The following is a 20,409-nucleotide window of genomic DNA, read 5'->3' as shown; positions in this document are numbered from 1 at the left end:
CGCCTAGCTTCCCGCCATGACCACACCCCCGCCTTCATCGTTCAAACCCATCGTCCTGACGGACGCCCTGGGTGTCGCCTTTCTCGAACGTCATCCGGCCACGCGCGAGGTGACGACGACGCCGAGGGCGGGGCTGATCGAGGCCGCCCTGCATTTTCGCGACGACGCCGGCGTGCCTTCGGAAGAGCAGTGGGTCATGCCCAACAGCGGGGCGCCCGAAGATCGCGAGGCCGACCTCAGCTTCGAGAACACCGGCCACGCGCCGCCGCTCGGCTTCTGGGTGACCCACCCTGATGTGCTGGCCTGGACGACCTCGGCCCTCCACGACCATTCCGCCGGCTGGTGGGTGAAGGTCTGGCTGAAAGGCTGAAGTCTCGCACCCGCGAGCCTCATATTGCGTCGCAGCAAATCCCGGCTCATGATCGGCGGTAAGCAAGGCCGATAGAGCCGCCCCGGGAGCCCGCCATGTCGTCGACGCCGTACCAGCACGCGCCCGATCCGCCGTGGATCTTCCGCACCTATGCCGGTCACTCGACGGCGGAGAAATCCAACGCCCTCTATCGCGCCAACCTGGCCAAGGGGCAGACCGGCCTGTCGGTGGCCTTCGATCTGCCCACCCAGACCGGCTACGACCCCGACCACATCCTGGCGCGCGGCGAGGTCGGCAAGGTCGGGGTGCCGGTCAGCCATCTGGGCGACATGCGCGCCCTCTTCAGCGAGATCCCGCTGGAGAAGATGAACACCTCCATGACCATCAACGCTCCGGCCGCCTGGCTGCTGGCGATGTACGTGGCGCTGGCCGACGAGCAGGGGGCGGACCGGCGCTTGCTGCAAGGCACCACCCAGAACGACCTGATCAAGGAATACCTGTCGCGCGGCACCTACATCTTCCCGCCGGAGCCGAGCCTGCGCCTGATCGGCGACATGATCGCCTGGTGCTATCGCGAGGTTCCGAAGTGGAACCCGATGAACGTCTGCAGCTACCACCTGCAGGAGGCCGGGGCGACGCCGGAGCAGGAGCTGGCCTTCGCCCTGGCCACCGCCATCTCGGTGCTGGACACCGTCAAGGCCGGCGGCCAGGTCCCCGACGAGGACTTCGAGATCGTCGCCTCGCGGATCAGCTTCTTCGTCAACGCCGGCGTGCGGTTCGTGACCGAGCTGTGCAAGATGCGCAGCTTCACCAAGCTGTGGGACCAGATCCTGCTGGAGCGCTACGGCGTGCAGGACAAGAAGGCGCGGCGTTTCCGCTACGGGGTGCAGGTCAACTCGCTGGGGCTGACCGAGCCGCAGCCCGAGAACAACGTCTACCGCATCCTGATCGAGGCCTTGGCGGTCACGCTCAGCAAGGACGCCCGCTGCCGGGCCCTGCAACTGCCGGCCTGGAACGAGGCCCTGGGCCTGCCGCGGCCGTGGGACCAGCAGTGGTCTCTGCGGCTGCAGCAGGTCCTGGCCTACGAGACCGACCTCCTGGAGTACGAGGACCTGTTCGACGGCTCTCATGTGGTCGAGGCCAAGGTCGCCGAGCTGTCGAAGGGCGCGCTGGAGCAGTTGGCCCTCATCGACGAGATGGGCGGGGCGTCCAGCGCCATCGACTACATGAAGGCGCAACTGGTCGCGTCCAACGCCAAGCGGGTCCGCTCGGTCGAGACCGGCGAGATGACTGTCGTCGGGGTCAACCGCTGGACCGACACCGAAGCCTCGCCGCTGTCGGCGGGCGAGGGTGCGATCGAGACGGTCGATCCCAGGCTCGAGGCCGACGTCGTCGCCCGCATCAAGGCCTGGCGCGAGGCCCGTGACCCGGTCGCCGCCGAGGCCGCCCTGGCCGACCTGCAAGCCGCGGCTCGCGACGGGCGCAACGTCATGGAGCCTTCGATCGCCGCCGCCAAGGCCGGGGTCACGACCGGCGAGTGGGCCGGCGCCCTGCGGGAAGTGTTCGGCGAATATCGCGGCCCGACGGGCGTGGCGGTGGTCGTCTCCAGCGGCGAAGCCGAGGACGTCGAGGCGGTGAAGCGCGAGGTCGAGCGGGTCTCGCAGATGCTGGGGCGCGCCTTGACCTACCTCGTGGGCAAGCCGGGCCTGGACGGCCATTCCAACGGCGCCGAGCAGATCGCCACCCGCGCTCGCGCCTGCGGCATGGAGGTGGTCTATGACGGCATCCGCTCGACGCCCGAGGAGATCGTCCGTCGCGCCAAGGAAAGCCGCGCCCACGTGGTGGGTCTGTCGATCCTGTCGGGCTCGCACCTCGACCTGGTGCAGGAGGTTGTCCGCATCATGCGCGCCGAGGGCCTGGGCCACATCCCCATCGTCGCCGGCGGCATCATCCCCGAAGCCGACGCCTTGGTGCTGAAGCAGATGGGCGTGGCGCGGATCTATACGCCGAAGGACTTCCGCATCACCGAGATCATGGGCGACGTGGTGCGGCTGGTCGAGGCGACGGCGCTGGAGCAGGCCTAGAGCGCGGCGATCTCGCGCCGCCCCAGCCGCCACGCCGCCGCGAAGCCCACCACGGCTAGCGGCAGGAACGCGCCGAACAACAGCAGGCCGTGGGTGGGGGCCAGGGCGGTGTCGATGCCCTCGCTGAAGCCCAGGACATTGGCCATGGCCCCGGCGCCCGCCGCGCCGACGGCGCCGCCGATCAGCTGCGAGGTTGGGACCGCCGATGAGGCCATGGCTTGCTCGGCGGCCGGGGCGCCGGCGATGGTGCGGCGGGCGATGAAGGCGTGGCTGAGGCCGAAACCCGCGCCCAGCAGGGCGAAAGCGGCGGCGGTCCAGGTCATGTCGGCCCTTGCCACGGTCCAGGCGCTGGCGGCCGCGCCCAGCACGATGATCCCGGCGCCGAGGCGGACCAGGGAGCCGTCCTTCTGGGCCGAGACGTGACCGACCAGCAGGGCGCACAGGGTCCAGCCGGCGGCGATGGCCCCGGTGACGTAGCCGGCCAGAAGCGGCGAGGCGGCATGGCGGGCCTGGATGAAGGCGGGGCCATAGACGGTGAAGCCGATCACGGCGGCCTCGCAGGCGAAGACGGTCAGCAGGCCCAGGCCCGTGGCGGTGCGCAGGTCGCTGGCCGAGGCCGGCAGCAGGCGATCGTCGGTGCGGCGATTGACGGCCAGCATGGCGATCATGCCGGCGATCCCCGCTATGGCCAAGGCGGCGGCGAGGACGGGGGAGGCGACGATTCCCGCCGCGCCGATCAGGCTGACGCCCAGGACCAGCAGGATCAGCTGGCGGCTGGGGATGCGGCTGCGAGCGGCGTCGGCGCCGCCGGCCGGCAGCATGACCATCACTGCGCCGATGAAGATGATCGCCTGGACCACGAACAGCCAGAAGGTCCCGCGCCAGAAGCCGGCGGCGGCGAACACGCCGCCCAGCGTCGGACCTAGCAGCGTCGCCGCGCCCCAGACCCCGGCCACGGCGCCATAGACGCGCGGCCACAGGCGCTCGGGGAAGAGGGCGGTGATGGCGACGTAGCAGAGGGCGACGACGGCGCCAGCCCCCAGGCCCTGGACCAGGCGACCGACGATGAAGGTGACGAACTCCGGCGCCAGCGCACCCATGGCGCAGCCGATGGCGTAGATGGCTCCCGAAAGGGCCGTCGCGGCGCGCAGGCCCAGCGCCATCGACAGCTTGCCCGAGCAGGCCCCAGCGACGATCGAGCCGGTCAGATAGGCCGCGACCGACCAGCCGAAATACTGGTGGCCGCCGATGTCGCGGGCGACGCTGGGCATGATGGTCGCTGTTACCAGGGTGTCGGCGGCGTTCAGCCAGATGCCCAGGCACAGCAGGGCGAAGCGAGGGGCCAGGGCCTTGTCGAATAGGCGAGCGTCACCGGGGGAAGTCATGGTCGATCCCCTGGACCGGGACCGATGCGGGGTCAATGGCGTTGAAACCGGGTGACCCTGGTGAACCCCTCGACCCGCGCCCTCGCCGCCCATTTGGCGGCCCTCTGGTCGGTCCTGCTGGACCTGGCCCTGGCGGGGATGCTGGTCTTCCTGCTGGTCGACCGCCTGGCGCCGCCTCAGGACCTGCTGTGGAAGCCGTTCTCGCTGGACCAGCCGATCGGCCTGGCCACGGCCGGCAAGCTGGCCCGGATCAGCGGCGACCCGGCCGCTTGCCGCGCGGCCTTGCGTGAGGGTGGCGTCGACCCCGTCGACCAGCCGGTTCGCGAGGCGGGCTTCTGCTCGACCCGCGACACAGTGCGGGCCAGGAGCCGCCTGTCGCCGGCCGCGCCGGTCATGACCTGTCCGGTGGCTCTCGGCTACGCCCTGTGGGAGCGGCAGGTGATCGAACCGGCCGCGCGTCGGATGCTGGCCTCGCCGGTGACCCGGGTCGAACACCTGGGGACCTATGCCTGCCGCACCATTGGCGGCGCGAAGGGCGGCCGGCCCAGCGAGCACGCCAAGGCTAACGCGCTCGACATCGCCGGCTTCCGCCTCGCCGACGGGCGTCGGATCACGGTGCTCAAGGACTTCCGCGGCGACGATGACGAGGCGCGGTTCCTGAGGACGGTGCGCGACGGGGCCTGTCGGGTGTTCGGCGTGGTGCTGGGTCCCGACTATAACGCCGCCCACGCGGACCATCTGCATCTGAATCCGGCGCCCTACAGCCTTTGCCGCTGAGCACGGTTGAAGCCGTCGTCATGGTCGTGCTTGGGTGCGGCGTTAACCTTCATTAAGGCGTTCTCTCCCGCATGGCCGGCTATCGCGTTCCGCGACATCCGCACGTCGACCACGAGGTGCGCCATAGAAGTCGTCTGGCCCGCTATGCGGCGCTGGTGATCCTATGGCTGATCGTGCTCCTGATGGCCTTCATCGCCGGGCGGAAGATCGCCGACCAGCACCTGCCGTGGAAGCCGCTCAGCGTCGTCGATCCGGTGGGCCTGGCCACCCGGGTCAAGGCGGCGCGCGCAGGGGCGGATCCCAAGGTCTGCCGTGGCATCATGAGCCGGGCGGGCGTGGCCTATGTGGATGTGCCCGAGCGCACCGAGGGCGCGTTCTGCCAGTTGCGCGACGCCGTGCGGCTGGAGGCGGGTCTGGCGCGGCTGGAGCCGGTCGATGCGCCGATGGTCTGCAAGGAAGCTCTGGCCCTGGTGATCTGGGAGCGCCAGGTCGTGCAGCCGGCCGCCGACGAACTGCTGGGCCAGCATGTCGCCTCCCTTCAGCACTATGGCAGCTATGCCTGTCGGCGCATGTACGGCCAGCCGGACGGGCCGGTCAGCGAGCACGCCAGCGCCGACGCCATCGACATCGCCGGCTTCAAGCTGGCCGACGGCCAGACGATCAGCGTCGCCAGCGACTGGACCGACCCCGGCCCGCGCGGGCAGTTCCTGCGCCGGGTGCGGGACGGGGCCTGCCGGGTTTTCCTGACGACGCTTGGGCCCGACTACAACGCCGAGCACAGGGATCACTTCCACCTGGACATGAGCGGGGGAAGCAAGTGCGCGTGAGGGCCGGCTAGCGCCCCCTCCGTCACGATGCTTCGCATCGCGCCACCTCCCCCGTTGCACGGGTGAGGAGGGTGTTTCTCCTCCCCCGCTTCGCGGGGGAGGTGGCCCGGAGGGCCGGAGGGGGCGCTCTACAACATCGCCGCCACCTCGGCCATCTGGTCCGCGACAATCCCCCAGCCTTCGTGGAAGCCCATGGCCTCGTGGGCCTGGCGGTCCTCGACGGTCCAGTGGCGGGCCACGGCGCGGTAGCGGGTCTTGCCGTCGCCCAAGTCTTCGAAGGTGATGATGCCGACCATGAACGGCTTTGCCGACGGCTCCCAGGCCTTGGTGAAGGCGTCGGTGAAGACCAGCTTCTGGTTCGGGATCACTTCCAGATAGACGCCGGGGTTGGGCATGACCTCGCCCTCGGGGCCTTCCATGACGATGTAGCTGTCGCCGCCGGCGCGCACGTCCATGCGGGCCTCGGTCACGCGCCAGGGCTTGGGGCAGAACCACTCGCCCATGCGCTCGGGCATGGTCCACAGCTTGAACAGCTTCTCGGCCGGCACATCGATGAGGCGTTCCAGGACCAGTTCGCGGTCGGCGGGGAAGTCGGCGTTGAGCATCGGGGCGTCTCCTTTGTCTGAACTCTCGCCGCAAGGACGCGACGGAAACAACCGTCCCGACATTTCTCCGCGAAATTTTTCCCATGCTTGACCCCGCTCGCCAGCGGCTTCAGTGTGACGGCAATTCAAACAAATGTTTAGGGAGCCCGCCATGAGCCTCTTCGACCTGTCCGGCAAGGTGGCGATCATCACCGGATCCTCGCGCGGGATCGGCAAGGCGATCGCCGAGCGGATGGCCGAGCACGGCGCCAAGGTGGTGATCTCCTCACGCAAGGCCGGGCCCTGCGACGAGGTGGCGGCGGCGCTCAACGACAAGCACGGCGCGGGGACGGCCATCGCGGTTCCGGCCAACATCGCCTCCAAGGAAGACCTGCAAAACCTGGTCGACGAGACCCGAAAGGCCTTTGGCAAGGTCGACATCTGCGTCTGCAACGCTGCCAGCAATCCCTATTACGGCCCACTGTCGGGCATCGCCGACGACCAGTTCCGCAAGATCCTGGACAACAACATCATCAGCAATCACTGGCTGATCGGCATGGTCGCGCCGGAAATGCGCGAGCGGAAGGACGGGGCGATCATCATCGTCAGCTCGATCGGCGGCCTGCGCGGCAACGCCATCATCGGGGCTTACAACATCTCCAAGGCGGCCGACTTCCAGCTGGCCCGCAACTTGGCCCACGAGTTCGGTCCCGACAACGTGCGGGTCAACTGCATCGCGCCGGGCCTGATCAAGACCGACTTCGCCAAGGCGCTCTGGGACAATCCCGAGACCCTGGAGCGCTCGACCAAGGGCGTGCCGCTGCGCCGGATCGGCGAGCCCGACGAGCTGGCCGGGGCGGCGGTCTATCTGGCGTCGAAGGCCGGCAGCTTCATGACCGGTCAAGCGCTGGTGGTCGACGGCGGCGCCACGATCTAGACCTGAAAAGCAGCTGTTGATCTGCGAACATCAGTCGCTTGACCCCTGGTAAGCTTAACTGGTCTTACATCTGTTGCCCTGAAGGCTGGCCGCGAACCTCAGGAAAGCGGACTTGCGGCGCCTTCTCACCTTCCTTGTCCTGATCTGCGTCTTGGCGGCGGGGCCCGTCGCCGCGCAAGTCGATGCGCCTGGAGCCGATGCGCCGCTCGCCCAGCGTCTGGAGCAGTTGAGCCGTGATATCGGCGCTCAGGAGGCGCGCCGACCGCCGCGCGACAACGAGGATATCGAGCGGGCGGGCGAGAAGGCGATCGAGACGCGGGGCGAGGCCCGACTCTACGGCCTGTGGCGGGTGCTGTACGCCTACAAGAGCAGTCAGGTCGGCGCGCCGTTCGGGGCCTGGGCGGCCCGGGTGCGCGAGGCGGCCCGCCGCGATCATGACACCGCCCTGCTGGCGCTGGTCGATCTGGAGACCCTGGCCTATCGCCACGAGACCCACGGCTATCGCGCCTTCACCGAGGCCGACTGGCAGCGGTTCCTGGACAAGTCCGGGGCGGACATCCGCCTGATGGCCAGCATCGAGCGGGTTCGCCATCTGGGCCAGGTGGGGCGCTGGGCCGAGGCTGCGCGCCTGGCCGCCGACTTGAAGACCGACCTGGAGCGTCGCGGCGACATCGCCCAGCCGCTGCTGGCCGAGCTGCACCAGGTGCACAGCTACACCCTGTCGGACATGGGCGACAAGGAAGGGGCGCTGGACCACATGACCCGGGCGGCGGCGCTGGACGAGCGCGACGCCTTCTATCTGCGCAAGGTCGAGCGCATCTACGACATCGGCTTCACCGCCGCCGAACTGGGCGACCTGGACACGGCCCGACGCTTTGCGACCTTGCACCATCAGATGACCCGCAACGGCGGCGGATCGGACGGGACCTGGGACCGCTTCCTGTGCGCGCGGATCGCCCAACTCTCCAACCAGCCGCGCGAGCTGCTGGCGTGCCTGGCGCCGGCTCAGGCGATCGTCGACAAGCCCACCCGCCGGCTGCAGGTCATCATGCTGGGCATGCGGGCGACCGCCTTGGGGCAACTGGGCCAGGCCGACGGCGCGCGGCAGGATCTGGCGCGGCTGCGGGGCGTGTCGACCGTGCTCAGCCCCCGCGATCCGCAGGTCGAACGCTTGATCGAGGCCTATATCGACCAGGCCGAAGGGCGCAGCCAGGAAGCCTTCGCCAAGCTGGACGCCTGGCGCAAGACCGACACCGTGCAGACCAATCGCGAACACGCCCGCAGCGTCTCGGAGATGTCATCGGCTCTCGAGGCCGAGCTGCAGGCCAAGCGCGACGAAAGCCGCCGCCTGACTCAGGAAGTGCGCCTGTCCCGCAGCCTGGCGCGGGCCTCGGTGGTCATCGCCTTGCTGCTGGGCGTGCTGGTGGCGGGCGGGGTCGCCTGGGCGCTGCACCAGCGCCGGACGTCGCGGAATCTGAAGGGCGCCCAGACCCGCGCCGAAGCCGCCAGCCAGGCCAAGTCCGCGTTCCTGGCGGTGATGAGCCACGAACTGCGCACCCCCTTGAACGGCATGCTGGGTCTGGCCCAGGCGCTGCGCAGCGGCCAGTTGACCGACGAGCAGCGCGAACAGGTCGACCTGATCCTGGACAGCGGCGACACCCTGCTGGTCCTGCTGAACGACATTCTCGACCTCTCCAAGATCGAGGCCGGCAAGCTGGAGATCGCTCCGACGGCCGGCGATCTTGTCCAGACCTGCGCGCGTCTGGTCGGCGGCTATCAGCCGACAGCGCTGGAGAAGGGCGTCGACCTGACCTTCCGGCTTGAAAGCGCCGCGCCCGGCCCGTTGATGTTCGACGGTGTTCGGGTGCGTCAGTGCCTGACCAACCTCGTCTCCAACGCCCTGAAGTTCACCACCCACGGCAAGGTCGAGGTGGGGCTGGCCTGTTACCCTGAAGACGCCAATACCGAAGAGGGGGGCCGCGTGCGGGTGCGCCTGCGGGTGTCCGACACCGGCATCGGCATGAACGAGGCGACGATCGCCAAGCTGTTCCGGGCCTTCACCCAGGCCGACGCCTCGACCACCCGCAACTTCGGCGGCACGGGGCTGGGGCTGAACATCACCCGTCGTCTGGTCAAGATGATGCGCGGCGAGATCACCGTCGAAAGCAACGAGGGTGTGGGCTCGGTCTTCACCATCGAGATGGTGGTCGACACCGCCGAGCCGCTCGAGCTGCCGCCCGAACTGGACGAGGCCGGCGAGGCCGAGACGGGCTTCATCGCCCTGACGGGACGCCGGGTGCTGGTGGTCGACGACCATCCGGTCAATCGCCGGGTCATCCGTCTGTTCCTCGAGCCGTTCGAATGCGAGCTGGTCGAGGCCGAGAACGGCCAGCGCGCGCTGGAGGTTCTTGACCAGCAGCCGATCGACATCGTGCTGATGGACGTCAACATGCCGGTGATGGACGGTCTGGAGGCCACGCGCCGGCTGCGCCAGGATCCGCGCCTGGCGCGCCTGCCGGTCATCGCCCTGACCGCCGACGTGATGTCGGCCCAGATCAAGACCTGCCTGGACGCCGGTTGCGACGCCCACGTGGCCAAGCCGATCGACCTGCGCAACCTGCTGTCGGTCATGGACCGCTGCATGGCCCGCGCCAACGCCCGCGACCTCGTGGCGGGGCTCGGTGCGTCGCCGTCCGTAGCGATGATGCGGCCGACGCCCGTCCTGCAGGACGGCTAGGCCATCGCCTCACGCGCGGCCGTCAGGCGTTTGATCGCTTCGTCCAGCGTTGCGTCGGCCTTGGCGAAGCACAGGCGGACCACGGTGGTGACCGGGCTTTGCGCATAGAAGGCCGAGACCGGGATCGCCGCGACGCCGTGCTCGGTCACGCAGCGCTCGCAGAAGGTCACGTCGTCGAGGCCGATTCCCGAAGCGGCGAGGTCGACGTTCAGGAAATAGGTCCCCTGGCTTTCCAGCACGACATAGTCGGCGGCGCGCAGGCCGGCGGTCAAACGGTCGCGCGAGCGCTGCAGGTCCTTCGGCATCTCGTCGAACCAGGCGCGGTGGTTGTCGAGGCCCCACGCGACGCCGACCTGCAGGTTGGGCGGGGTGGTGAAGGTCAGGAACTGGTGGGCGGCCGCCAGGGCCTTGGCCAGCGGCGGGGCGGCCATCAGGAAGCCGACCTTCCAGCCGGTCATGCCAAACAGCTTGCCGGCCGAGCCGATCTTCACCGTCCGCGCGCGCATGCCAGGGAAGGTCATCAGCGGGCGGTGGCGGCGACCGTCGAAGACCACGGCCTCCCAGACCTCGTCGCAGACGGCGAGGACGTCGTGCTTCACGCAGAACTCGGCCAGCAGGGCCAGATCCTCGTCGCGCGTCACGATCCCGGCTGGGTTCAGCGGGCTGTTCAGCACCACCATCCGGGTGTTGTCGGAAAAGACCTCTTCCAGCATCGCCCGATCGAAGCGCCAGTGCGGGGGCTTGAGGGTGACGAGCTTAGGAACCCCGCCCGCGCGGCGCACCAGCGGCAGATAGGCGTCGTACAGCGGCTGGAACAGCACGACCTCGTCGCCCGGCGAGATCAGCGCCGTGAACGCCGCCGCCAGGGCTTCAGTCGCGCCGGAGGTGACGACGATCTCGCTGTCGGGATCGAGCTGAAGGTCCTGGGTCCGCGCGTAGTGACCGGCGACGGCGGCCCGCAGCTGCGGCAAGCCGCGCATCGGCGGATACTGGTTTAGCCCCTCGATCAGCGCCCGGGCCGCGGCTTCGCGGACGGGCAGAGGGCCCTGGTCGTCGGGAAAGCCCTGGCCCAGATTGATCGCGCCGTGCTGGCGGGCCAGTCCGCTCATGCGCTCGAAGATCGTGGTGGGCAGGTTGTCGAAGACGGGATGAACCATGGTTCTGAGTAGCACGGGTCAGGTTTCCTGAAACCCGGTGCGGCCTCGCGCATTTCTACGGCGCAGCTTCAACAGCTTGAGGAGTATGGGGCATGAACGGCGTCGGCTTTATCGGAGCGATCATCATCGGCATCTTCGCCGGCTGGCTAGCCGAGAAGATCATGAAACGGGACCACGGCCTGCTGACCAACCTGGTCGTCGGCCTGGTCGGCGCGCTGATCGGCGCGTTTCTGGCCAGCATGCTGGGCATTCACTTCTTCGGCTGGTTCGGCAGCCTGATCATCTCGACCCTGGGCGCGATCCTGCTGCTCTGGCTGCTGGGCCTGATGAAGCGCTAGCCGCCTGTCACGGCCTCGGCCGTCGCATCGTCGCTCTCGACGCGGCGCATGCGGCGGGCCAGGTCCGACATCAGGAAGCTGGGGATGTCGCCGACCGGCATCGGACGCCCGTACAGGAAGCCCTGGAAGGTGTCGCAGCGCATGTCGGCCAGCAGGCGGGCCTGCGATGGCGTCTCCACGCCCTCGGCGGTGACCTTGAGGTTCAGGGTCTGGCCCAGCAGGGTGATGGTGCGCAGGATGTCGGCGATGGCCGCATTGTCCTGCATCTCGGCCACGAACGAGCGGTCGATCTTGATCTTGTCGAACGGGAACCGCCACAGATAGGCCAGGCTGGAATAGCCGGTGCCGAAGTCGTCCATGGCGATCTTCACGCCCAGGGCCTTCAGATCGGCCAGTTGCTTCAGCGTACGGGCGCTGTCGTGCAGCAGCAGGCCCTCGGTGATCTCCAGCTCCAGGCGCTCGGGCGCCAGGCCCGAGGACTTCAGCGCCTTGCGCACCTGAGCCACCAGATGGCCCGAGGCGAACTGGTTGGGCGACAGATTGACGGCCACGGTCATGTGGGCGGGCCAGGTGGCGGCCGTGCGGCAAGCCTCCATCAGCACCCACTCGCCGATCTTGCCGATCAGGCCCCACTGCTCGGCATGCTCGACGAAGTCGGCCGGAGCGACCAGGCCGCGGCGCGGATGCTGCCAGCGTAGCAGGGCCTCGAAGCCGGTGATCTCGTTCTCGCTGGCGCCGATCAGCGGCTGGAAGAACAGCTTCAACTCGTCCTTGGCCAAGGCGTCGCGCAGGTCCATTTCCAGGGCGCGGCGCTCCTGGGCCCAGACGTCCATAGCGGTCTCGAAGAAGCGATAGGCCCCGCGGCCGTCGCCCTTGGCGCCGTAGAGCGCCAGGTCGGCGTTCTTCAGCAGGCCGTCCGGATCATCGGCGTGCAGCGGCGCCACCGCGATGCCGATGCTGGCTCCGATCAGCACGTTGTGGCCGCGGACGTCATAGGGCCGCGACAGGGTGGCGACGATCGACTGGGCGAGCTCTCCCAGGGCCGCATGGCCGGGCGAGGGGGCGACCACCACGGCGAATTCGTCGCCGCCCAGGCGCGAGACCAGGCCGGCCTCGCCGACGCAGGCCTTCAGGCGGGCTGAGGCCTGGATCAGCAGCTCATCGCCGATGGGGTGGCCCAGGCTGTCGTTGACGCCCTTGAAGTGGTCGAGGTCCAGGCACAGCACGGCGCAGCCCTTGCCGCCCGCCCCTTCAGGCTTGGGTTGGCCATGCTCGGTCCAGGCGCGCCCCAGGGCCTGCAGGAACGACAGGCGATTGGGCAGCTGGGTCAGCACGTCGTAGTGGGCCAGGCGCGAGATGCGGGCCTGGTCCTCGCGGGCGCGAGTGATGTCGGCCCCGACGCCGCGGAAGCCGATGAAATGGCCGTCCAGGTCCAGCACCGGCTTGGCCGCCAGCGACCACCAGTGGGTCTCGCCCGCGACCGGGACGGAGACCACGATGTCGCGGAAGGTCTTCTGCTCGCCGAACAGGGCTGACAGGGCGGCGACCGCGCCGGAGGGGCCGCCCTCGGCCGCCCCGCACAGCGACGACATCGGCCGGCCGATCAGCAGCTCCTTGTCGACGCCCGCCGCGGCCGCCATGCGGTCGGAGACGTAGGTCAGGGCGCCATGGGCGTCGACTTCCCACAGCCAGTCGCTGGCGCCTTCCTCGAAGTCCGACAGCAGCAGGCTGACTACCTGCTTCTGCTTCTCCAGCTCGTCCGAGGCCACCAGGCGTTCGACGAAGATATGGGCGTGGGACAAGCACGAGGCGCTGACCACCAGGTGGCAGAAGACCAGCAGGCCGGCCAGGGCCTGGAGAATGGGGTCGTGGCTGGTGACCAGCATGATCAGCGAGCCCACGACCATCGGGGTCGAATAGGCGATCACGGCCGCGGGCAGGGTCAGCATGGCGAAGCCGCCGCAGCCGATCATGCCGGCGATGACGGAGGCGACCAGCATCGGGTTGGCGTTGCCGCTCTCGCGGAAGGTCAGGGCCGGCAGCACGCCCCACATCACGCCCAGCAGGCCAGCCTGCAGCACCAGGCGATTGACGCCGCGCGCCGAGACGCTGGCCTTGCCGGTCTTGCGGCGGCGGGCCGAGAACCAGCCGTAGAGGCCCAGCAGGGCGTAGCCGTTGACGATCATCGCCCAGACCGACAGCGGCAGGGCGTTGGCCGAGCCGATACTGGTCAAGCTGACGAGGGATGCGATCAGGATGTTGGCGCCCATCATCACGGGCGTCAGGCGCAGGATCGCCTGCACCTGCTCCATGCGAACGCGACCCGCCATGGCTTCGGGGACGGCCGGGGAGAAGCGGGCGACGAGAGCGCTCGGCCCCATCGCCAACCCATCAGCCAGGGCGCTCCAGATGCGACGCCCCAATTCGCGACCGTTCAAGGCGCGATCTCCATGATCTAGCGGAGTGAAATCCCCGGTAGAAACCATGGCCCTGGCCGGTAAACCCACGGTTAAGTCGCGTGGTTTCTCAGTTAAGCCCAGCCCTTAAGGAAAAAGCCGCGGCCCTTGCGAGCCGCGGCTTTCAATTGACTTTAGGTAAGTCGGAAGGGGTCTACTCTTCCTTGACGCGGCGCTTGCGGAACGACGGGTTCAGAACCTGCTTGCGCAGACGGATGTTCTTCGGCGTCACCTCGACCAGCTCGTCTTCCTCGATATAGGCGATGGCCTGTTCGAGGGTCATCTTGCGCGGCGGGGTCAGGCGGATCGACTCGTCCTTGCCAGAGGCGCGGACGTTGGTCAGCTGCTTGGCCTTCATCGGGTTGACGTCGAGATCGTCCGAACGGGCGTTCTCGCCGATGATCATGCCCAGATAGGTCTTCTCGCCGGCGCCGACGAACATCACGCCGCGCTCTTCCAGGTTCCACAGCGCGTAGGCCGCGGTCTCACCGTCCGAGTTCGAGATCAGCACGCCCTTGCGCTGTTGGTCGATCGCGCCCTTGTAGGGCTCGTAGTGGCTGAACACGCGGTTCAGCACGCCCGAACCGCGCGTGTCGGTCAGGAACTCGCCCTGATAGCCGATCAGCGAACGCGACGGAGCGGTCAGCTGGATGCGGGTCTTGCCGGCGCCCGACGGACCCATGTCCTTCAGCTCGGCCTTACGCAGCGACAGCTTCTCGATGACGATGCCCGAGAACTCGTCGTCGACGTCGATCATGACGTCTTCCATCGGCTCAAGGCGCTTGCCGGTTTCCGGATCGTTCTGGAACACGACGCGCGGACGCGAGATCGAGACCTCGAAGCCTTCGCGGCGCATGTTTTCGATCAGGACGCCCAGCTGCAGTTCGCCGCGGCCCGAGACTTCGTAGGCGTCGCCTTCGCTGGTCTCGGTCACCTTGATGGCGACGTTCGATTCGGCTTCCTTCAGCAGGCGGTCACGGATGACGCGCGACTGGACCTTGTCGCCTTCACGGCCGGCCAGCGGACTGTCGTTGACCGAGACGGTCATCGAGATGGTCGGCGGGTCGATCGGCTGCGAGGGCAGGGCGTCGGTGACTTCCAGGGCGCACAGGGTGTCGGCCACGGTCGCCTTGGACATGCCGGCGATGGCGACGATGTCACCCGCTTCGGCGCCCTCGTCGACCGGCTGACGCTTCAGGCCGCGGAAGGCCAGCACCTTGGTGATGCGGCCGCGCTCGATTTCCTTGCCGTCGCGGTCCAGGGCGTGGATGGCCATGCCGGGGACGGCGCGGCCGCTCTCGATGCGGCCCGTCAGCAGGCGGCCCAGGAACGGGTCGCTTTCGATCAGCACGTTCAGGATCTGGAACGGCTGGTCGACCTTGGCGATCTGCTTGGGTTCCGGCACGTGGCGGACGATCAGGTCGAACAGCGGGGCGAGGTTGTCGCTCGGCACGTTCATGTCCAGCGTCGCCCAGCCCGAACGGCCCGAAGCGTAGATGTGCGGGAAGTCCAGCTGCTCGTCCGTGGCGCCGATGGCGGCGAACAGGTCGAAGGCGGCGTTGTGGACGCGGTCCGGATCGGCGTGGGCGCGGTCGACCTTGTTGATGCAGAGGATCGGGCGCATGCCCATCTTCAGCGCCTTGGTCAGCACGAACTTGGTCTGCGGCATGACGCCTTCTTCGGCGTCGATCAGCAGGACGCAGCCGTCCACCATGCCCAGGATCCGCTCGACTTCACCGCCGAAGTCGGCGTGGCCGGGGGTGTCGATGATGTTGATGCGGGTCTCGCCGGCTTCACCGTTCCACAGAACGCTGGTGCACTTGGCCAGAATGGTGATGCCGCGTTCGCGCTCCTGGTCGTTGGAGTCCATGGCGCGTTCGGTCGTCGCCTCGTTGGCGCGGAAGACGCCCGACTGGGCCAGCAGCTGATCGACGAGAGTGGTCTTGCCATGATCGACGTGCGCGATGATGGCGATATTTCGCATGGACATGGGAGCGGACGGACTTTCGGGAGGAATAGGGGATGACGCTTACGCGTCAGGCGCGCGGCTTTTACGCGACTGCGCTGCATTTATCCACCCCCACCCTATCGAAACACTGAGCGACGGTAACCGGTGTCATGCGCAAAGCCTTATGCAGATTGGCTTTGCGGGGTGTTCTCAAGCGAGACCGTTTCAAGCGCAACAAATTGTGCAGTGCAGCATGCATAATATTTGTGCATTTATAAATAGCGCCGTTACGTAATCCTTGTGGTGCAAAGGGTTGCTTCAATCCCCTTCAGAAAAATCGACATTGCCGCCCAATTTTTCACTTGCCCAATTTTGCGCCGCACCCTATAAACATTCCTGTGAGGCGGCGCTGCCGCCTCTGCCCTTCCTGGGCGTTTCCTCCCTAATGAACTGGCCCGGCGGTTTCGCCGGGCTTTTTTTTGGCTTCTGGCCTGGAAGGGCCGACCGCTGGCTTGTCAGCGTGCGGTCAAGGCGCGCGCCAGCACCGCGTAGGTGCGGGGATCGCGCATCTGGCCGACATTGAAGCGCATGAAACTCGAGGCCTTCTGCGCGACGCTGAAGACGTTGCCCGGCGCCAGGATCATGCCTTCGGCGAGCGCGCGCTTCGCGACGTCCGAGGCGTCCCTATCGTCCGGCAGCTGAGTCCAGAGATAGAAGCCGCCTCGCGGCGTCACCCAGGTCTGCACGCCGAGGTCGGCCAGCCTGGCGCCGGCGTCGCGGCGGGCGTCAGACAGTCGACGCCTCAGCGCTTCGACATGTCGCCGGTATCCGCTGTCCATCAGGCTGTCGAAGACCAGCCGTCCGGCCACGGGGCTGGCGCCGCCGAAGTGGGTGGCGACCTGCAGGTCGACCATCGCCTCGATCCAGTCGGGTCGGGCGGCGATATAGCCGCAGCGAACGGATGCGGAGAGCGTCTTTGAGAAGCTGCCGATCCGGATCACGTTGACCAGGCCGTCGAGAATCGCCAGGCGCGGCGACAGTTCCGGCTCAAACTCGGCGAAGATGTCGTCTTCCACGATGATCAGGCCGTGCGCCGAGGCGAGCGTCAGCAGCTTGTGCGCGGTCTGCGCCGACAGGGTCGCGCCCGTCGGATTGTGGATCGCCGAATTGGTGATGTAGAGGCGCGGCCGCTCCTGGCTGAGCGCCTCGCCGAAACGCGCCAGATCCGGCCCTGTCGGCGTGTAGGGCACGCCAACCGTCCTGACCTGATGGGCGCGCAGCAAGGCTCGGAAGTTGAAGTAGCAGGGATCGTCGACCAGCACCGTGTCGCCGGGCTTGAGCAGAAAGCGGCAGATCAGGTCGATCGCCTGGGTGCCCGACGTGGTCAGCAGCACCTGCTCGGGCGCGACGTCCAGGCCCTCGCCGGTGCACCGTCGCGCCAGAAGCTGGCGCAGGTCTCGCAGGCCGCGCGAATTGCCGTAGTCGGCCAGCACGGCGTCGTCGGCGCGCGCCAGGCCTCGTATCGCGCGGCGCAGGATCGCATTGGGCATCCACTCCGGCGGCAGCCAGCCGCAACCGGGTTTCAGGGTCTCCAGGGCGGCGTCCAGCGACTGGCGCGACACCCACAGCGGATCGATGTCGCGGTCCGCCTGGGGGCTCAGGTCGTTTACCTGCGGGGTGGCGACGCCGGCCGAGACATAGAAGCCCGAGCCTGGGCGCGAGAGGATGGCGCCCTGCGCTACCAAGCGATCATAGGCCTCGACCACCGTCGACGGCGACACGCCCAGCATTCCGGCCATGGCGCGGATCGAGGGCAGCCGATCCCCTTGCGTCAGCGTACGCCCGGCGATCCTGTCGCGGATCGCGTCCATAACCTCGCCGGTCCGACTGGCTGTCCTGCCCATGGCGTTGCTCCAACTGTATTGCCTTCGATAACATACAGTTCGATCGAAATCGCATCGGCTGTACCTGGGGCGCGGGGCGCAACGCCTGCTAGCTGCCGCCTCGTGTCGGGTGAGGGCGGATGGAACGGTCATCAAAGGGGTGGGGCAGCGGCCTCGTGGGCGTGGTCATCTTCAGTGGTTCGTTGCCGGCCACGCGGGTTGCGGTTGGAGCATTCGAACCGGCCTTTCTCACCTCCGCCCGGGCCGTGATCGCGGCCGCTCTGGGCGTGGTCCTGCTGCTGGTGCTGAAGCAGAAGCGGCCCGCCTTGGCCGACATCGGTCCGTTGGTGGTCGTGGCCCTGGGCGTCGTCATCGGCTTTCCGCTGCTGACCGCGCTGGCGCTGCAGCATGTCACCTCGGCGCACTCCATCGTCTTCGTCGGCTTGCTGCCGCTAGCGACCGCGATCTTCGGCGTCCTGCGGGGCGGCGAGCGGCCCAGGCCCGCGTTCTGGATCTTCTCGACGATGGGCAGTCTGTCCGTCGTCGGTTTCGCCGTCCTGCGCGGGGCAGGGGGATCGCTGACGGGCGATCTGCTGATGGTGGCGGCGATCGTGGTCTGCGGCCTGGGCTATGCGGAGGGGGCGGTGCTGTCGCGGCGGTTGGGCGGCTGGCAGGTAATCTGCTGGGCGCTGGTCCTGGCGCTGCCTGTCATGGCGGTCATCGCGCTGGCCACCCTGCCGGCGACCTGGAGCGGCGTCGGCGCGCCGGCGTGGCTTGGCCTGGCCTATGTCTCGGTCTTCAGCATGCTGGTGGGCTTTGTGTTCTGGTATCGGGGCCTGGCGCTGGGCGGCATCGCCAAAATCGGTCAGCTGCAGCTCTTCCAGCCGTTCTTCGGTCTGGCGCTGGCGGGCCTGCTGCTGCGCGAGCCCGTAGCCCCCGGCATGATCGCCGTGACGGTCGTGATCGTCCTTTGCGTCGCCGGCGCCAAACGCTTCGCCTGATGCGTAAGCAAAAAGGCCCGGAGTCGCCTCCGGGCCTTTCGCGATTTCACAGAGCGGTGAGGGACTACTTCCCCGCCGCCGTCAGGGCGTCCATCAGTTCCGGGACGGCCGTCTTGTAATCAGCGACCAGACCGAAGTCGGCCACCTGGAAGATCGGCGCGTCGGCGTCCTTGTTGATCGCGACGATCACCTTGGAGTCCTTCATGCCGGCCAGGTGTTGGATGGCGCCCGAGATGCCGATGGCGACGTACAGCGACGGCGCCACGACCTTGCCTGTTTGACCGACCTGGTAGTCGTTCGGGGCGTAGCCGGCGTCGACGGCCGCGCGCGAGGCGCCGACGGCGGCGCCCAGCTTGTCGGCCAGCGGTTCGATCACGCGCTGGAACTCTTCGGCCGAGCCCATGGCGCGACCGCCCGAGACGACGATCTTGGCCGCAGCCAGTTCCGGACGGTCCGACTTGACCATCTCTTCGCTGACGAAGCGGGTCTTGGCCGCGTCGGCGCCGCCCACGGTTTCCACCGAGGCCGAGCCGCCTTCACCCGCCGCCGCGAAAGCGGTGGGGCGGACGGTGATCACCTTCTTGGCGTCCGACGACTGGACGGTCTCCAGCGCGTTGCCGGCATAGATCGGGCGCGTGAATGTGTCGGCCGAGACGACCTCGACGATCTCGCTGATCGGGGCGACGTCCAGCTTGGCGGCGACGCGCGGGGCGAAGTTCTTGCCGCCGGCCGTGGCCGGGACCAGGATCGCGTCGTAATTGCCGGCCAGCGCCAGCACGGCGTCAGCCTGGGCTTCGGCGACGCCATGCCCCAGCGAGTCGCTTTCTGCCAGCAGCACCTTGCGGACGCCGGCGATCTTGGCGGCTTGGTCGGCGACGCCCTTGGCGCCCTTGCCCAGGACCAGAACGTCCACGTCGCCCGAGATCTTCAGGGCGGCGGTGACGACCTTGTGAGTGCCGTCGCGCAGGTGCGCGTTGTCGTTATCGGCGACGACGAGAACAGCCATTACAGCACCCCCGCGGTGTTGAGCTTGGAAACCAGATCAGCGGCGGTTTCGACCTTGATACCGGCCGAGCGCTTGGCCGGCTCGGTGACCTTGATCACCTTCAGGCGCGGCGCGATGTCGACGCCGTAGTCGGCGACCGCCTTGCTGGCGATCTCCTTCTTCTTGGCCTTCATGATGTTGGGCAGAGACGCATAGCGCGGCTCGTTCAGGCGCAGGTCGGCGGTGACGATGGCCGGCAGGTCGACGTCCAGGGTCTGCAGACCGCCGTCGACTTCGCGGGTGACCTTGGCGGTCGCGCCCGAAACCTCGAGGGCCGAGGCGTAGGTGGCTTGCGGCCAGTCCAGCAGGGCCGACAGCATCTGGCCGACAGCGTTGTTGTCGCCGTCGATCGCCTGCTTGCCCATCAGGACCAGGTTGGGGTTTTCTTCGGCCACGACGGCGGCCAGCAGCTTGGCGACAGCCAGCGGCTCGGGATCGGCGTCGGTGGTGATCAGCACGCCGCGATCGCCGCCCATGGCCAGGGCCGTGCGGATCGTTTCCTGGGCTTGCGCCGGGCCGATGCTGACGATGACGACTTCGGTCGCCACGCCCTTTTCCTTGAGGCGCACGGCTTCTTCCACCGCGATCTCGCAGAAGGGGTTCATCGACATCTTGACGTTGGCGAGGTCGACACCGGTCTGGTCCGCTTTGACGCGGGCCTTGACGTTATAATCGATCACCCGTTTGACCGGGACTAAGACCTTCATGGGACGTATCGCCTCCAGGCTACGTTTTCTCCTGCTGGCCAACCGAATTAGCGCTTCGCAGGCGCAATGCAAGTTTCCCTTTGCGTAAGCGTAATGCATTCGGCGGGTACAGGTTCAAACAATTGTACGATTTCCGAACTTTTGTTCGCGAGGCCGCGTCGGCTTGGCCAATT

The 20,409-nt window shown here is 67.9% G+C and carries 16 protein-coding genes and 1 pseudogene; 8 read left to right on the top strand and 9 right to left on the bottom strand.

From position 1 onward, the window contains the following. The first annotated feature begins 16 nt into the window (after positions 1–16). Both E1H18_RS14990 and E1H18_RS14985 read left to right on the top strand, forming a co-directional pair. Positions 17–370, top strand: coding sequence for a hypothetical protein (locus tag E1H18_RS14990; RefSeq protein WP_172269792.1), 354 nt, complete (start codon positions 17–19; stop codon positions 368–370). Positions 371–465: 95 nt separating this feature from the next. After that, complete coding sequence (locus E1H18_RS14985) at positions 466–2,454, top strand: protein meaA (RefSeq protein WP_172269790.1); 1,989 nt, start codon at positions 466–468, stop codon at positions 2,452–2,454. On the opposite strand, the gene E1H18_RS14980 is transcribed toward E1H18_RS14985, so the two are convergent. Continuing rightward, complete coding sequence (locus E1H18_RS14980) at positions 2,451–3,839, bottom strand: MFS transporter (protein WP_172269788.1); 1,389 nt, start codon at positions 3,837–3,839, stop codon at positions 2,451–2,453. The two genes, E1H18_RS14985 and E1H18_RS14980, sit on opposite strands and share 4 nt — an antisense overlap. Before the next feature lie 51 nt (positions 3,840–3,890). Between E1H18_RS14980 and E1H18_RS14975 the strand changes: the two genes are divergently transcribed. Together E1H18_RS14975 and E1H18_RS14970 are read left to right on the top strand one after the other, a co-directional pair. Next, positions 3,891–4,616: an extensin family protein gene (locus E1H18_RS14975; RefSeq protein WP_370526522.1), complete on the top strand. Its 726-nt coding sequence runs from the start codon at positions 3,891–3,893 to the stop codon at positions 4,614–4,616. 71 nt (positions 4,617–4,687) lie between these two features. Further along, the gene (locus E1H18_RS14970; RefSeq protein ID WP_172269786.1) at positions 4,688–5,443 is read left to right on the top strand and encodes an extensin family protein; all 756 of its coding nucleotides are present in this window, start codon (positions 4,688–4,690) and stop codon (positions 5,441–5,443) included. 9 nt (positions 5,444–5,452) lie between these two features. Here E1H18_RS14970 and E1H18_RS26800 read toward each other — a convergent pair. Both E1H18_RS26800 and E1H18_RS14965 read right to left on the bottom strand, forming a co-directional pair. Continuing rightward, positions 5,453–5,548, bottom strand: a pseudogene (locus E1H18_RS26800) (hypothetical protein); the annotation flags it as partial. Positions 5,549–5,571: 23 nt separating this feature from the next. Further along, complete coding sequence (locus E1H18_RS14965; protein ID WP_172269784.1) at positions 5,572–6,048, bottom strand: SRPBCC family protein; 477 nt, start codon at positions 6,046–6,048, stop codon at positions 5,572–5,574. 151 nt (positions 6,049–6,199) lie between these two features. On the opposite strand from E1H18_RS14965, the gene E1H18_RS14960 reads away from it, so the two are divergent. Together E1H18_RS14960 and E1H18_RS14955 are read left to right on the top strand one after the other, a co-directional pair. After that, positions 6,200–6,964: an SDR family oxidoreductase gene (locus tag E1H18_RS14960; protein WP_172269782.1), complete on the top strand. Its 765-nt coding sequence runs from the start codon at positions 6,200–6,202 to the stop codon at positions 6,962–6,964. Between the two features lie 112 nt (positions 6,965–7,076). Continuing rightward, a complete protein-coding gene (locus E1H18_RS14955; protein WP_172269781.1) occupies positions 7,077–9,701 on the top strand; it encodes a response regulator in 2,625 nt (874 codons plus the stop codon). Here E1H18_RS14955 and E1H18_RS14950 read toward each other — a convergent pair. Next, positions 9,698–10,858 carry an aminotransferase gene (locus E1H18_RS14950; protein ID WP_172269779.1) on the bottom strand — a complete coding sequence of 387 codons (1,161 nt, stop codon included), beginning with the start codon at positions 10,856–10,858 and terminating at the stop codon, positions 9,698–9,700. The genes E1H18_RS14955 and E1H18_RS14950 overlap by 4 nt on opposite strands. A 92-nt stretch (positions 10,859–10,950) precedes the next feature. On the opposite strand from E1H18_RS14950, the gene E1H18_RS14945 reads away from it, so the two are divergent. Further along, positions 10,951–11,196: a GlsB/YeaQ/YmgE family stress response membrane protein gene (locus E1H18_RS14945; RefSeq protein WP_172269777.1), complete on the top strand. Its 246-nt coding sequence runs from the start codon at positions 10,951–10,953 to the stop codon at positions 11,194–11,196. On the opposite strand, the gene E1H18_RS14940 is transcribed toward E1H18_RS14945, so the two are convergent. From E1H18_RS14940 to E1H18_RS14930, 3 genes are all read right to left on the bottom strand, one after another. Continuing rightward, the gene (locus tag E1H18_RS14940) at positions 11,193–13,577 is read right to left on the bottom strand and encodes a bifunctional diguanylate cyclase/phosphodiesterase (RefSeq protein ID WP_241736054.1); all 2,385 of its coding nucleotides are present in this window, start codon (positions 13,575–13,577) and stop codon (positions 11,193–11,195) included. The genes E1H18_RS14945 and E1H18_RS14940 overlap by 4 nt on opposite strands. Before the next feature lie 229 nt (positions 13,578–13,806). Next, positions 13,807–15,642 carry a translational GTPase TypA gene (gene typA, locus E1H18_RS14935; protein WP_172269773.1) on the bottom strand — a complete coding sequence of 612 codons (1,836 nt, stop codon included), beginning with the start codon at positions 15,640–15,642 and terminating at the stop codon, positions 13,807–13,809. A gap of 473 nt (positions 15,643–16,115) precedes the next feature. Next, positions 16,116–17,504, bottom strand: a complete 1,389-nt coding sequence (locus E1H18_RS14930) for a PLP-dependent aminotransferase family protein (RefSeq protein WP_172269771.1) — start codon at positions 17,502–17,504, stop codon at positions 16,116–16,118. A gap of 119 nt (positions 17,505–17,623) precedes the next feature. Here E1H18_RS14930 and E1H18_RS14925 point away from each other — a divergent pair, with 119 nt between their 5' ends. Further along, positions 17,624–18,484: a DMT family transporter gene (locus tag E1H18_RS14925; RefSeq protein WP_172269769.1), complete on the top strand. Its 861-nt coding sequence runs from the start codon at positions 17,624–17,626 to the stop codon at positions 18,482–18,484. Positions 18,485–18,548: 64 nt separating this feature from the next. Here E1H18_RS14925 and E1H18_RS14920 read toward each other — a convergent pair whose 3' ends face one another. Further along, positions 18,549–19,490 (bottom strand): electron transfer flavoprotein subunit alpha/FixB family protein, encoded by a 942-nt coding sequence (locus tag E1H18_RS14920; protein WP_172269767.1) that lies wholly within the window; start codon positions 19,488–19,490, stop codon positions 18,549–18,551. Further along, entirely contained in the window at positions 19,490–20,236 is a 747-nt protein-coding gene (locus E1H18_RS14915; protein ID WP_172269765.1) for an electron transfer flavoprotein subunit beta/FixA family protein, read from the bottom strand. Before E1H18_RS14915 ends, E1H18_RS14920 begins: the two co-directional genes overlap by 1 nt. Positions 20,237–20,409 lie beyond the last annotated feature (173 nt).

It is taken from the genome of Caulobacter sp. RHG1, from assembly GCF_013181195.1.
GTDB lineage: Bacteria > Pseudomonadota > Alphaproteobacteria > Caulobacterales > Caulobacteraceae > Caulobacter.
This window is presented reverse-complemented; position numbering and strand designations above follow the sequence as displayed.